We start from the raw sequence: 12,562 nt of genomic DNA, 5'->3' as shown, positions 1-12,562 counted from the left end.
ACCATCACCGATGCGGGCGAATTACGGCGGTTCGCTGCTTCTTGCGGGTTTTTCCAGCAGTCAGTTCGAGACACCAGCAGGAACGGTGTCTTCCGCGGTCGGCCGGTCACCGCGTGGCCGGAGCTGCGCCGTCACCGACCCGCTCGGCCGCGTCACCGACGGCCCGTTCCACCGCGCCGCCCCGGCCTGCTCACCGCGCCGGCGGTGGCCCGTCGACGGGACGGCCGGGGACGCCGGGGCGCCGCTGCCAGGGCAGTGGTCCGGCAGGCGGCCGGTAGGCGACGCCGAGCGCGTCCAGGCGCCGGTAGTGGGTCTCCATCCGCCGTTCGAAACCGGCGAAGTCCCGCCGCGCGGGGGCCGGCAGGGCGCTCCAGGCGACCTCGGCGAAAGCGGCCAGCCGCGGGAAGGCCTGGTAGTCGAGGCGGGCGGCGTCCTCCGTCACCTCGGTCCACAGGTTGGCCTGGGTGCCCAGCACATGGCGGGCCTGGTCGGCGTCGAGTCCGTCCGGGACCGGCTCGAAGCGGTAGACGTCCTCCAGGGTGCGGACGTATCCGATCGGCACCGGCTCGTCGGGGCCCGCGTCCTGCCGGTGGTCCAAGTACACGTGCTGCTCGGGACACATGACCACGTCGTGGCCGGCCCGTGCGGCGGCGATCCCGCCGGCGTAGCCGCGCCAGGAGGACACCGCCGCCCCGGGGGTCAGACCGGTGGCCGTGCGCGGGCCGCCGTCCGGTCCGGTGCCGTCGGCCGTCCGGGCGCCCTCCAGGATCTCGTCCCAGCCGATGAGCCGGCGTCCCCGGGCGGCGAGCCAGGTGTCGAAGTGACCGATGAACCAGGCCTGGAGCTCGTTCTCGTCCGCCAGGCCGAGTTCGGCGATCCGGGCCTGCGCGGCGGGCGAGGCACGCCACTGTTCCTTGGGGCACTCGTCGCCGCCGAGGTGCACGAAGGCCGAGAACCGCCCGGCGTGCGCGGGGAAGAGGTCGAGCACCTCCTCGAGGACGTGCTCGTAGAAGCGCAGGGTGGTGTCCGTGGGCGCGAGGACGTTCCTGCTGATGCCCCAGTCGTCCCACACGGTCAGGGCGGCGGTGTCGACGACGTCGCTGTTGCCGAGTTCCGGGTGGGCGGCGATGGCGGCCTGGGAGTGGCCGGGGACGTCGATCTCGGGGACGACGGTGATGTGCCGCTCGGCGGCGTAGGCGACGATCTCCCGGATGTCGTCCTGGGTGTAGTAGCCGCCGTGCGGTTTCTCCTCCCACAGCGGGGAGGCGCGGTGGCCGAACCGGCTGCGGGCGCGCCAGGAGGCGACCTCGGTCAGGCGCGGGTACCGCAGGATCTCGATACGCCAGCCCTGGTCGTCCGTCAGGTGCAGATGCAGGACGTTGAGTTTGTGGGCGGCCATCAGGTCGAGGTAGCGCAGCACGCCGTCCTTGGGCAGGAAGTGCCGGGCGACGTCCAGCAGCAGGCCGCGCCAGCGGAAGCGGGGGACGTCCTCGACGATCTGGGCCGGGACGGCGCGGACGGCGCCGGGGCGGACGGGGGCGCGGCGGAAGGCGTCCGGGCCGAGCAGCTGGCGCAGGGTCTGGGCGCCCCAGAAGACCCCGGCCGCGTCGCCGCCGCGGATCTCCGCGTCCCGGCCGGTGACCGTGAGCCGGTAGCCCTCGGGGGCGAGGGTGTCGTCCAGGCGCAGCCGCAGCACGCCGGGCGCGTCCTCGTGGGCGGCCGGCGGCAACGGCAGGCCGAGGGCGGGGCCGAGCACGGCGCGCAGCCAGCGGGCGGTGGTGTCCGTGCCGGGGGCGGCCCACACGGTGGTGTCCGCGTCGAAGCGGAACATATCCGGTGCGGCGGCGCTCCGGGCGGTGCGCGGTGCCGGGATCACATCGGTCATGGCAGCCCTTCCCGTGGCGGCAGCGGCTCCCGGGCGGGGGCCGCAGGGCCATGGGTAGCGTCACGGTGGACGCGGTGCAATCGGCGTTGCACATGCTGCGCATGCCCGGGGACGACCCAGGCCCCCGGGGGACGCGGGAGGCGTCCTCGGGGGCCTGAGGCGGGCTGTTGCGCCGCCGCTGCCGGGCGGTGAGCGGGCCGTCCGGCGAGGGGGCCGCCGCCGGGGCCGGCAGGGCGCGGATCCGGCGGGTCACCGTCCGCGGCGGGTCACTTCTTGTCGTCGCCCTCGCCGCCGCTGCCCATGGAGTCGTAGATCTCCTTGCACAGCGGGCACACCGGGTACTTCTTCGGGTCGCGGCCGGGCACCCACACCTTGCCGCACAGCGCCACGACGGGGGTGCCGTCCAGGGCGCTCGCCATGATCTTGTCCTTCTGGACGTAGTGGGCGAAACGCTCGTGGTCGCCGTCGCCGTGGGACACCTGCGGTGTCGGCTCTACGAGTGTCCCCGTACCAGTCCCGCGCTCGGGCTCGAGAGTGCTCATACGGCAAGGGTACTGAAGCGTGCGGGCTTCGGGCCCGGTCCCGGTGCGTGCGCCCGCCGGCCGGTGGACGCACCGTCCGGGCAGGCCCTCAGTTGAGCGACGGGTCGTCGGGATACGTGGCGACCATCGCCAGTTCGTTGCGCTGGCGACGCAGTACGGAGCGCCAGAGTTTCTCCGGGGCGGGCGAGGAGACGTCGCCGGGTTCGGACTCCACGACGTACCACGCGCCCTCCACCAGCTCGTCCTCCAGCTGGCCGGGGCCCCAGCCGGCGTATCCGGCGAAGATGCGCAGCGAGCCCAGCGCCGAGGCGAGCAGCTCCGGCGGGGCCTCCAGGTCGACCAGGCCGATGGCGCCGTGCACCCGGCGCCAGCCGAGCGGCGCCTCCCCGGACGCGCCGCCCGGGACCACGGCCACGCCGAGCGCGGAGTCCAGCGAGACCGGGCCGCCCTGGAAGACGACGCCGGGTTCTCCGGCGAGGTCGGCCCAGCCCTCCAGGATGTCGCCGACGCCCACGGGGGTGGGGCGGTTGAGGACGACACCGAGGGAGCCCTCCTCGTCGTGGTCGAGGAGGAGCACCACCGCGCGGTCGAAGTTCGGGTCCGCCAGGGCGGGAGTGGCCACGAGCAGCCGCCCTGTGAGCGAGGACACCTCGGTCATGCCAGACATGATCCCGCATCTTCCCCCGCTGTGGGGAGCCGACCGGGCTGCCGGAGTGAGGCCCTCGCCGACGCACGGAAGCGTCCCCGGCGCACGGCCGCCCGGCGGCCGCCAGGCGGTGACCCGCTGTGCCCGTCGCCCGACGGTTCGTGTTGTGACACAGCCATGACGTTCACACCGTGCTCGGGCGTACGTCCGGCGGGTGTGCGGAGATTACTCTGTCCCTCCGGCCCCTGCCCGACATTCCGGCGCGGAAATCGAGAGATCGGCCGTAATCCTGCCCACCTCATCGGAACGCGAGATACATGAGCGTCAACGACGATGTCCTGCTGGTCCATGGCGGAACCCCGCTGCAGGGCGAGATCCGGGTCCGCGGTGCGAAGAACCTCGTGCCGAAGGCGATGGTCGCCGCTCTGCTCGGCAGTGAGCCAAGTCGCCTGCGCAATGTTCCGGACATCCGTGACGTGCGGGTCGTGCGCGGCCTGCTCCAGCTGCACGGCGTGACGGTCCGCCCGGGCGAGGAGCCGGGCGAACTGGTGCTCGACCCGACGCGCGTAGAGCGTGCCAACGTGGCCGACATCGATGCCCACGCCGGCTCCAGCCGCATCCCGATCCTGTTCTGCGGCCCGCTGCTGCACCGGCTGGGCCATGCGTTCATACCGGGTCTGGGCGGCTGCGACATCGGCGGCCGGCCGATCGACTTCCACTTCGACGTGCTGCGCAAGTTCGGCGCGGTCATCGAGAAGCGGGCCGACGGACAGTACCTGGAGGCCCCGAAGGGGCTGCGCGGCACCAAGATACGGCTGCCGTACCCGTCCGTCGGCGCCACCGAGCAGGTGCTGCTGACGGCCGTACTGGCCGAGGGCGTCACGGAGTTGTCCAACGCGGCCGTCGAGCCGGAGATCGAGGACCTGATCTGCGTGCTGCAGAAGATGGGCGCGATCATCGCGATGGACACCGACCGCACCATCCGCATCACCGGTGTCGACAAGCTGCGCGGCTTCACCCACCGGGCCATCCCGGACCGGCTGGAGGCGGCGTCCTGGGCGTCGGCGGCGCTGGCGACCGAGGGCGACATCTATGTGCGCGGCGCCCAGCAGCGGTCGATGATGACGTTCCTGAACACCTACCGGAAGGTGGGCGGTGCCTTCGAGATCGACGACGAGGGCATCCGGTTCTGGCACCCCGGCGGGCAGTTGCAGTCCATCGCGCTGGAGACGGACGTGCACCCCGGTTTCCAGACCGACTGGCAGCAGCCGCTGGTGGTGGCCCTCACCCAGGCGACCGGCCTGTCGATCATCCACGAGACGGTGTACGAGTCCCGTCTCGGCTTCACCTCCGCGCTCAACCAGATGGGCGCGCACATCCAGCTGTACCGCGAGTGCCTGGGCGGCTCCGACTGCCGGTTCGGCCAGCGCAACTTCCTGCACTCCGCGGTGGTGTCGGGCCCGACCCGGCTGCAGGGCGCCGACCTGGTCATCCCGGACCTGCGCGGCGGTTTCTCCTACCTGATCGCGGCGCTGGCCGCGCAGGGCACCTCCCGCGTCCACGGCATCGACCTGATCAACCGCGGCTACGAGAACTTCATGGAGAAGCTCGTCGACCTGGGCGCCAAGGTGGAGCTGCCCGGCAAGTCGCTGGGCTGACGGGCACCGCCGGTCCGGTCCGGGCCCGGGCGGTGCCCGCGGTCCGGTGGCCGTGCGCGCAGCCCGAGGCCCGGCCCCGACGGCCCCGGCACGGCACGGGGCACGGGCAGGCGCCTGAGACACCGACGACGACGGGGCGGCCCCCCACAGGAGGGGGGCCGCCCCGCTGACGTTGTGATCGGCCCTAGCGGGCCGCGTCTGCCGTCCCGTGGCGCACCGGCGGCACGGTCACTTGCCCTTGGCGGCTTCCTTGAGCTTGCTGCCCGCGGACACCTTCACGCTGTAGCCGGCCGGGATCTGGATCGGCTCGCCCGTCTGCGGGTTGCGGGCGGTGCGAGCGGCACGGTGGGTGCGCTCGAAGGTGAGGAAGCCAGGGATGGTGACCTTCTCGTCCCCCTTGGAGACGATGTCGCCGACGATGTCGGCGAACGCGGCCAGCACGGCGTCGGCGTCCTTGCGGGTCACCTCGGCGCGTTCGGCCAGCGCGGCCACCAGCTCACTGCGGTTCATGTTGTTACTCCCAAGTTCTTCTTGCCATTGCGGCGTGCCACGCGGCGAAGCCGCATGTTGGGCCAGCGAAGCCGATGCTGCCAGGGTCCTCGGTCGGTCCCCGGACCGGGTCCCTCGTCAGACCCTCGCGCCCAGGGAGGCATCCTGCCTCCACCTGCGGCGGGAAAGCCAATCCGGCACCCGTTGGAGTCGTGAGAACACCCGTGGGAGTCACACGAAGAGAGGGCTTGCCGCCTGCGCCACGGCAGGGTGCGTCCCTGACAACGCGTATGCGGACGCGTCGGTTCCGGGCCGTACCGTGGCGATCATCACGCCCGGTACGGCCCCTGGCCGCCCCTGTGAGCGGCCGGCGTGCGCGGGCCGGGTCAGAGGCCCGACGCGCTGCTGACGGCGCCCGCACCGGCCGCCTTGGCGGCTTCGCGGACCGCGCCGGCGACGGCACCGGCGACCCGGTCGTTGAAGACCGACGGGATGATGTAGTTCGGGTTCAGCTCGTCCTCGCTGACCACGTCGGCCAGGGCCTGCGCGGCGGCGAGCATCATCTCGGTGTTCACGGTGCGGGACTGCGCGTCCAGCAGGCCGCGGAAGACACCCGGGAAGACCAGCACGTTGTTGATCTGGTTGGGGAAGTCCGAGCGGCCGGTGGCGACAACGGCCGCGGTCTGGCGGGCGACCGCCGGGTCGACCTCCGGGTCGGGGTTCGCCAGCGCGAACACGACCGCGTCGTCGGCCATGGCGGCCACGTCGTCGCCGTCGAGCACGTTCGGGGCGGAGACGCCGATGAAGACGTCCGCGCCGCGCACGGCCTCCTTCAGCGTGCCGGTGAGGTTCTCGGGGTTGGTGTTGTCGGCGATCCAGCGCAGCGCCGAGTCGGGGGCGGCGTCGACCAGGTCCGCGCGGTCGGCGTGCACCACCCCGTGGATGTCGGCGACCACGGCGTTCTTCACTCCGGCGGCGAGCAGCAGCTTGAGGATGGCCGTGCCCGCGGCACCGGCGCCGGACATCACCACGCGCACGGTGTCGATCGACTTGCCCACCACGCGCAGGGCGTTGGTCAGCGCGGCGAGCACGACGATGGCGGTTCCGTGCTGGTCGTCGTGGAAGACGGGGATGTCCAGGGCCTCGCGCAGCCGGGCCTCGATCTCGAAGCAGCGCGGCGCGGAGATGTCCTCCAGGTTGATGCCGGCGAAGCCGGGCGCGATCGCCTTGACGATCTCGACGATGGCATCGGTGTCCTGGGTGTCCAGGCAGATCGGCCAGGCGTCGATGCCGGCGAACCGCTTGAACAGGGCCGCCTTGCCCTCCATCACCGGCAGCGCGGCCTTGGGGCCGATGTTGCCCAGGCCGAGCACGGCGGAGCCGTCGGTCACGACCGCGACGGAGTTCCGCTTGATGGTCAGGCGGCGCGCGTCGTCGGGGTTCTCGGCGATGGCCATGCACACCCGCGCCACACCCGGGGTGTAGACCATGGACAGGTCGTCACGGTTGCGGATGGGATGCTTGGACGCCATCTCGATCTTGCCGCCGAGGTGCATCAGGAAGGTCCGGTCGGAGACCTTGCCGAGGGTGACGCCCTCGATGCCCCGCAGCTTCTCGACGATCTCCTCCGCGTGCGCGGTGGAGGTGGCCGCGATCGTGACGTCGATCCGCAGCTTCTCGTGACCGGAAGCAGTGACGTCGAGGCCGGTCACCGAGCCTCCGGAGGACTCCACCGCGGTGGTGAGCTGCGAGACGGCGGTTCCGCTCGCGGGCACCTCCAGCCGGATGGTCATCGAGTAGGAGACGCTGGGCGCCGTTGCCATGGCCGACTTCCTCTGCTTTCACCGTTCACGAAGTACTGCCGTCCGATCGTCGCACCTACCTGCGAGTACGTGGTAACCGCCCTGGGTTGCGGCCTTAGTGTTCACAGAGCGGGCCCGGTCCCGGAAAGCGGATTCCACGATACGAGAGACCCGGGGCGGCGACGGCGGGTGTCCGGGGGCAGCGAAAGAGGCCCACGTCACACGGTGACGTGGGCCTCTCGCACGCTCATGACACCGGCCCGCCATGCTCGCCTCGCGGCAAGTGGTCGCTCGAAGCGACAAAGGTTGGGCCCGGGGGCTTGGATCGAGCCGGTGCCACACCCAGGCTAACAAACGGATCCCCCGCACCATTCCCGCCGACGCGGCCCGCCCGGACGCGCCGCGTCCGGCGGTGTCCGGCCCGCACCGGGCGCCGTGGTGGCCGCGCTCAGTCCCGCAGCAGGTCCGGCACGCCGAGCTCGTCCGGGTCGTCCCGCTCCCCCGCGATCACGGTCAGCTCCCGGGTGGCCCGGGTCAGGGCGACGTAGAGCACCCGCAGACCGGCCGGCGACTCGTCGGCGATCTCCGCCGGGGAGACGACGAGCGTGGCGTCGTACTCCAGTCCCTTGGCCTCCAGGCTGCCCAGCGCCACCACACGGTCCCCGAGCCCCGCCAGCCAGCGGCGGGCCTCCTCGCGGCGGTCCATGGCGACGACCACGCCGACGGTGCCGTCCACCCGCCGCAGCAGCCGCGCGGCCTCCGCCCGCACCGTGTCGCCCAGTTTCCGGCCGGCGACCGCGAACCGCGGCCGAAGGCCCGTGGAGCGCACCGCCGACGGCGGCCGGGAGCCCGGCATGGCCAGCGCGAGCACCTTGCCGGCCAGCTCGGCGATCTCGGACGGGTTGCGATAGTTCACGGTCAGCTCGAAGCGGCGGCGCGGCCGGGTGCCCAGGGCCTCGTCGCGGGCGGCGGCGGCCTCGTCCGGGTCCGACCAGGAGGACTGGGCCGGATCGCCCACCACGGTCCAGGTGGCGTGCCGGCCGCGGCGGCCCACCATGCGCCACTGCATCGGGGTGAGGTCCTGCGCCTCGTCCACGATGACGTGCGCGTACTCGGTGCGCTCCTGCGCCAGCCGCTCGGCCCGCTCCCGCTGCGTCTCCTCGCGCACCGGCATCAGCTCCTCCAGGCCGGTGAGCTGGTCCAGCGGATCGATCTCCCGCTTCCTGCGCGGGCGGGCCGGGGTGCCGAGGATCGCCTGCAGCTCGTCGAGCAGCGCCACGTCGTGCACCGACCAGCCGTCCCGCTTCAGGGAGCGGGCGACCTCGCGCGCCTCGCCCGGATCGAGGACGCGGCGCGCCCAGCGGCTCAGCCGCCGTTCGTCGGCCATCGCGGCGAGCACAGCCCGCGGGGTCAGCTCCGGCCACCAGGCGTCGAGGAAGGTCTGGAAGTCGTCCTCGGCGGTGACCTCCTCGTCGAAGGAGGCACGCAGCTCGGCCGCCAGCTCCGGGTCGGTGGTGCGGGCCGCCGCCCCGGATCGCTCCCACAGGGCGTCCAGCAGCAGCCGGCGGGCGCGCGGGCGCAGCAGGTTCACCGGTGCGGTGCCGCCCAGGGCGGTGCGCCGGATGCGGTCCAGTGCGCCGCTGTCCAGCTCCAGTCGGCGGCCGAAGGCCACCACCCGCAGCCGCGTCGGCGGCCCGGCGGGGGCCGCGGTGTCCGCGTCGTCCGCGGCGGTGTCGTCGAAGGCGAGCTGTCCTGCCGGTGCGCCCGCGCCCGGTCCGAGTTCCAGCGCGCCCCGCGCCGCCTTGCGCAGCACCTTCAGCATCCGCAGGGAGCCCTTGATCCGGGCCACGGCCGGCGTGTCGTACAGCGTGGCCTCCACGCCGTCGACCAGCGAGCCCAGCGCCCGGATGGCGACCTGCCCCTCCTCCCCGAGGGACGGCAGCACGCCCTCGGTGTACGCGACCAGCAGCGGGGTCGGCGAGACGATCAGGATGCCGCCCGCGTACCGGCGGCGGTCCTGGTAGAGCAGGTAGGCGGCCCGGTGCAGGGCGACCGCCGTCTTCCCGGTGCCCGGCCCGCCCTCGACGTACGTCACGGAGGCGGCGGGCGCGCGGATCACGCGGTCCTGCTCGGCCTGGATGGAGGCGACGATGTCCCGCATGCTGTGGCCGCGGGAGCGGCCCAGCGCGGCCATCAGCGCGCCGTCGCCGACCGCGGGCAGCTCCTCGCCGTCCAGGTAGGCGGTCAGTTCCGGGCGCATCAGGTCGTCCTCGACCCCGAGGACGCGCCGCCCCTTGGACCGGATCACGCGCCGCCGCACGACCCGGCCCGGCTCGACGGGCGTGGCCCGGTAGAACGGGGCCGCGGCCGGCGCGCGCCAGTCGATGACCAGCGGAGAGTAGTTCTCGTCGAGGACGCCGATCCGGCCGATGTGCAACGTTTCGGCAATGTCGGCGGTGTTGTCGGCGCGCACCGCGCCCTCGGCGGGCTCCACCGCCGTGTACGCCCCGTCGGGCCCCTTCTTGCCGTCCTTGCCGCGCAGCAGGTCGATCCGGCCGAAGAGGAAGTCCTCGAACTCGTTGTTGAGCCGGTTGAGGTGGACGCCCGCCTGGAAGACCTGCGCGTCGCGTTCGGCCAGGGCGCCGGGTGTGCCGATCTGGCCGCGGCGGGCCGCGTCCTCCATGAGGAACTCGGCTTCCTGGATCTTCTCCTCGAGCCGCCGGTACACCCGGTCCAGGTGTCGCTGTTCCCCGCGGATCTCCCGGTCGCGCACCGAGTCGTCCGCCGCCTCGTGCGCTGTGCCGTGAACCGATCCGACCGCGGTTTCCTGTTGAGCCTGAGCGGCCACCGGGCCCCCTTCTGACGTGCTGGGCAGCCGTCAACCGTACGCGAAGGGGACCCACCGGCGAAAGCCGGACCCCACCGGTGCCCGCACCTGGCGGCGGGGCGGCGGTCAGGCGCGGACCTGCACGAGTGTCCTGCCGTCCGCAGTGATCACCTCGAAGCGCTCGATCTGCTGCGGGCCGAGGGCCGCCCCGCCGTGCACGTACAACGGCTCCTCGGTCTTGCCGGCCGAGCCGCCCGCCGGCACGCCGTAGCCGCCGTCCGGCACGGACCAGGTGGTGAGCGTCTCCCGCTCGCCGTTGCGGCCGACGGCGACGAGGGTGCACCGCTCGGGGCCGGTGACGTTCTCCAGCCGCAGCACGGCATCGGTCCCCCACGCCCTGGGCGCCAGCGCCACGGTGGCGGTGACGTGCGTGGCCGGGTCGGTGGCGGACACCTTGTCGGGCATCTGCCGGAACGCGGCCTGTGCGGAGGTCTCGGCGGCCACCGTGGACGAGTCGCCGCGGTCCGTCGCCTGCACCGCGTACACCGTCAGCGGGCCGCCCACGATCAGCGCCACCGCGGCCGCGACCAGGTACCGGGCGCGCCGACGCCGGCGGGCCCGGCGGGCGGCGACCTCGTCGAGCAACTGCTCCACCGGCCGCGGGCCGGGTCCGGCGGACAGGGACGCACCGGCGGAGGGTGTGCCGCCGGGGCCGGGCCGCTGGGCGAGCGCGGCCAGCACCGGCTCCATCCCGGCCAGCTCCTCCAGCTGCCGCGCGCACCACTCGCACCCGGCCAGGTGTTCCTCGAAGGCGGTCGCCTCGGCGTCGTCGAGGATGCCGAGGGCGTAGGCACCGACCGTCTCGTGCACGTCCGCGGCCGGGCTCACCCGCCTGGAACCGGGCTCGCCCCGACCGTCCGCACCGGACCTCGTCATGCCGTCACCCCCCGCTCCTGAAGTGCCAGTTTCATCGACCGCAGGGCGTAGAACACCCGGGACCGCACGGTGCCGCTGGGGATGCCCAGGATCTCGGCCGCCTCGTTGACGGTACGCCCCTTGAAGTACGTCTCGACCAGGACCTCACGGTGCGCCGGGGTCAGGTCCTCCAGCGCGTCCGACAGCGTCATCAGCCACAGCGCCTTGTCGGTCTCGTCCTCCGCGGGGAGCGCCTCCAGCGGTGACGGGTCGACCTCGTGCGGCCGGGCCTGCCGGCTGCGGTGCCCGTCGATGACGATGCGGCGCGCGACCGTCACCAGCCAGGGCCGCACCGAGCCGGCCCGGTCGAGCCGCTCGGCGTTCTTCCAGGCCCGGATCAACGTCTCCTGCACCACGTCCTCGGCACGCTGCCGGTCCCCCGCGACCAGCCTGAGCACGAAGGCGAGCAGCGGGCCCGCGTGCTCCCGGTACAGGGCACGCATCAGCTCCTCGTCGGGCTCCGAGGAGGACACGGGCACGCGTCGCCGGGCCCCGGGCCCACGCTCCCTCGCCACGGCCGCATCCTTGCCCACGCCCACCTCCGGTGTCCGGCGGCTCCCTCGGTCGCTCGCTCAGGGACGGGTACGGACGCACGGGCCGGGATGTTCAACGGGATCGGTGGACGGTCCCGACGGTCCGGGGGACGGCCGGAGTGTGCGCCGCGAACCGGGCGACAAGAGGAAGTACCGGGACACCGTCGCCCGGCTCTCCTCGGCCGTCCACCCGCATGTGAGCGACGAGACGTGCGCCGCCACCGTGATGTGCGGCACACATGTGTGCCCCGGTGGTTCAGCGGCCCGCGCGGGCGCGGGCCACGCGGCGGCGGTGACGGGCGACCCGCTCCCGGTTGCCGCACACCTCGCTGGAGCACCAGCGCCTGCGCCGGCCCCGCGAGGTGTCCAGGTAGACGATCGGGCAGTTGTCGCCCGCGCACTGGCGCAGCGCGGACCGGGTGACCGGGTCGGTGAGCAGGTCCACCGCGTCCCGTGCCACGGCCGCGAGCAGCGCCGTGCACCCGGGCGGGCCGTCCAGCACCCGCACCAGGGTGCCGTCCCCGCCGCGCACCGCGCGGGGTGCCGGCGGCGCCGGTCGGGCCAGCGCGTTGACGCGGGCGAGCGCGAGGTCGCACGGCCGGGTGTCCACGGTGCCCGCGGCGAGCTGCGTCCGCACCAACCGGTCGATGGCGTACCGCAGTTCACGGAACCGGGGCGGCCAGGAGGCGTCGGCGTGCGTCAACGAGGTGCCCGGCGGCACCAGGTGCGCGCCCGTGATCCAGGCGCGCAACGCGGGCAGGGAACCGAGATGTTCGCCGGGATGCGCGGTGGCCAGCAGGTCCAGGCAGATCCGTCCGGCGTCGAACCGCAGTCCGTACGGGGCCGTGACAGCCGTCACCGCAGCCATGTTCCTGTCACCACCTAGGACAGGGTGCGCATTCCCTCTCCCACAGTGCCTGCCCGCCCCGGCGGCCGGAACCCCTTGAACCGGTCGGTCCTCACGGCCACCTGACCGCCGCACCGACGTCCGTCACGCCCCGGCCCTCGCGACGTAGGGGAGGAACTCCGCCCAGGTGGCGGGTGCGGCGGTGAGACGAGGAGCGGTGGGCGTCTTGGAGTCCCGGACGTGGACGGTGGTGGGGGTGGTGGCGACCTCGACACCGTTCGTGCCGTCACCGCTGTGGGTGGACGTCTGCCGGCCGAGGTCCTGCATGGCGGGGGTGCTCCTCAGAGGTCTCGGGCGA

Annotated in this window: 11 protein-coding genes; 1 reads left to right on the top strand and 10 read right to left on the bottom strand. The window is 73.3% G+C overall.

Translation table 11 applies throughout. The features are described 5' to 3' along the window. Nucleotides 1–190: 190 nt before the first annotated feature. The 3 genes from OG899_RS16885 to OG899_RS16875 form a co-directional block, all read right to left on the bottom strand. On the bottom strand, nt 191–1,885 hold the full coding sequence (locus OG899_RS16885) for a beta-N-acetylhexosaminidase (RefSeq protein ID WP_125498761.1): 1,695 nt from the start codon (nt 1,883–1,885) through the stop codon (nt 191–193). A 266-nt stretch (nt 1,886–2,151) separates the two neighbouring features. Further along, a complete protein-coding gene (locus OG899_RS16880; protein ID WP_067388079.1) occupies nt 2,152–2,427 on the bottom strand; it encodes a DUF3039 domain-containing protein in 276 nt (91 codons plus the stop codon). Nucleotides 2,428–2,515: 88 nt separating this feature from the next. Beyond that, nucleotides 2,516–3,085, bottom strand: a complete 570-nt coding sequence (locus tag OG899_RS16875; RefSeq protein WP_168131953.1) for a YqgE/AlgH family protein — start codon at nt 3,083–3,085, stop codon at nt 2,516–2,518. A 305-nt stretch (nt 3,086–3,390) separates the two neighbouring features. Here OG899_RS16875 and murA point away from each other — a divergent pair, with 305 nt between their 5' ends. Beyond that, complete coding sequence (gene murA / locus OG899_RS16870) at nt 3,391–4,731, top strand: UDP-N-acetylglucosamine 1-carboxyvinyltransferase (RefSeq protein WP_125498756.1); 1,341 nt, start codon at nt 3,391–3,393, stop codon at nt 4,729–4,731. A 228-nt stretch (nt 4,732–4,959) separates the two neighbouring features. Here the strand turns inward: murA and OG899_RS16865 are convergent, their stop codons facing one another. The 7 genes from OG899_RS16865 to OG899_RS16835 all read right to left on the bottom strand — a co-directional run bounded on the left by OG899_RS16865 (nt 4,960) and on the right by OG899_RS16835 (nt 12,531). Then, complete coding sequence (locus tag OG899_RS16865) at nt 4,960–5,241, bottom strand: HU family DNA-binding protein (protein ID WP_125498755.1); 282 nt, start codon at nt 5,239–5,241, stop codon at nt 4,960–4,962. A 365-nt stretch (nt 5,242–5,606) separates the two neighbouring features. Further along, a complete protein-coding gene (locus OG899_RS16860; RefSeq protein ID WP_125498752.1) occupies nt 5,607–7,043 on the bottom strand; it encodes an NAD-dependent malic enzyme in 1,437 nt (478 codons plus the stop codon). A 427-nt stretch (nt 7,044–7,470) separates the two neighbouring features. After that, a complete protein-coding gene (locus OG899_RS16855; protein WP_185867887.1) occupies nt 7,471–9,870 on the bottom strand; it encodes a UvrD-helicase domain-containing protein in 2,400 nt (799 codons plus the stop codon). A 105-nt stretch (nt 9,871–9,975) separates the two neighbouring features. After that, a complete protein-coding gene (locus OG899_RS16850) occupies nt 9,976–10,785 on the bottom strand; it encodes a zf-HC2 domain-containing protein (RefSeq protein ID WP_125498748.1) in 810 nt (269 codons plus the stop codon). After that, nucleotides 10,782–11,363 (bottom strand): sigma-70 family RNA polymerase sigma factor, encoded by a 582-nt coding sequence (locus tag OG899_RS16845; RefSeq protein WP_189427986.1) that lies wholly within the window; start codon nt 11,361–11,363, stop codon nt 10,782–10,784. Before OG899_RS16845 ends, OG899_RS16850 begins: the two co-directional genes overlap by 4 nt. 250 nt (nt 11,364–11,613) lie before the next feature. Beyond that, complete coding sequence (locus OG899_RS16840) at nt 11,614–12,225, bottom strand: ABATE domain-containing protein (RefSeq protein WP_125498744.1); 612 nt, start codon at nt 12,223–12,225, stop codon at nt 11,614–11,616. Nucleotides 12,226–12,348: 123 nt separating this feature from the next. After that, nucleotides 12,349–12,531, bottom strand: coding sequence for a DUF397 domain-containing protein (locus OG899_RS16835; RefSeq protein ID WP_125498743.1), 183 nt, complete (start codon nt 12,529–12,531; stop codon nt 12,349–12,351). Nucleotides 12,532–12,562: the final 31 nt, after the last annotated feature.

Source organism: Streptomyces thermoviolaceus (assembly GCF_045209695.1).
GTDB classification, from domain to species: domain Bacteria; phylum Actinomycetota; class Actinomycetes; order Streptomycetales; family Streptomycetaceae; genus Streptomyces; species Streptomyces thermoviolaceus.
Note: the sequence above shows the minus strand (reverse complement) of the source record. Positions and strands in the feature narration are given on the sequence as shown.